Source organism: Providencia rustigianii DSM 4541, from assembly GCF_000156395.1.
GTDB classification, from domain to species: Bacteria; Pseudomonadota; Gammaproteobacteria; order Enterobacterales; family Enterobacteriaceae; genus Providencia; species Providencia rustigianii.
In genome coordinates, this window is the sequence record NZ_GG703841.1 from 388 (window position 1) to 850 (window position 463).

The window sequence follows — 463 nt, forward strand, 5'->3', positions numbered from 1 at the left end:
TTGAATATGAGCCAGCCACGGGCGCGTTGAAAGCGACTGGTATCACAACCGCACATATTGAAGCCAGTGAGCAAGTTAGCGCGATAACGCAAGTGGTTATCGTTGATGCCGCTAAGCAAATCAAACTCAATACTCCAACTGTTATTTGCTCGGATAATTTAACGTGCGCCACGTTGAACGTAACCAAGGGCGGAGAAATGACCGGTGATATTACGCATAAAGGTGGCAAGTTTTCATCAAATGGCGTTGTTGTTGATGACCACAGTCACGGCGGTGTGCAGCGTGGTGGTAGCCGAACAGAGGGGACGCAATGAAATATCAGGGCATGAGTCGAATCGACGGCACGGCGATTTCAGATATTGAGCATATCCGCCAGTCAGTCAGAGATATTTTAATCACGCCTATTGGGTCGCGGATTATTCGCCGCACTTATGGGTCATTGCTATCAGAGTTAATTGATCAG

Annotated in this window: 2 protein-coding genes; both read left to right on the forward strand. The window is 47.9% G+C overall.

All coding sequences use genetic code 11. The annotated features are described in order from the left end of the window. Positions 1–314, forward strand: a 314-nt coding sequence (locus PROVRUST_RS18865; protein ID WP_006816523.1) for a phage baseplate assembly protein V, incomplete at its 5' end; no start/stop codon positions are given. Next, positions 311–463 (forward strand): GPW/gp25 family protein (locus PROVRUST_RS20280; RefSeq protein WP_006816524.1); only part of this gene is annotated, 153 nt, incomplete at its 3' end. The genes PROVRUST_RS18865 and PROVRUST_RS20280, both read left to right, overlap by 4 nt.